This window comes from Bacillus cereus group sp. BfR-BA-01524 (assembly GCF_022662595.1).
Taxonomy (GTDB): Bacteria; Bacillota; Bacilli; order Bacillales; family Bacillaceae_G; genus Bacillus_A; species Bacillus_A thuringiensis_S.
The window spans coordinates 1-235 of record NZ_JAKUDW010000426.1 but is presented as its reverse complement, the minus strand read 5'-3'; the positions used below and the strand labels follow the sequence as shown (position 1 = coordinate 235).

Here is a 235-nt window from a genome sequence, read left to right as displayed (position 1 = left end):
CAACGAAAGCAATTGCTCAAGAAAAGAAAGTAACAAAGATAGAAGAGAAGAAAACTGAATATAAAGAAACAGCAAAGATAGAAGAGAAGAAAACTGAAGATAAAGAAGCAACAAAGTTAGAAGAGAAACAAAAAGTAGAAAAATCGGTAAAAACGAACGGAAATGAAAATAAAGAGGAAGAAAAAACAGTATCTCAAGAAAAGGATCCTCAAACTAATCCGTCATGGAAGCCAAT

Annotated in this window: 1 pseudogene; it reads left to right on the top strand. The window is 31.9% G+C overall.

What is annotated here, in order from left to right:
- Window positions 1–235: pseudogene (locus MR170_RS32895) on the top strand (YrrS family protein); the annotation flags it as partial.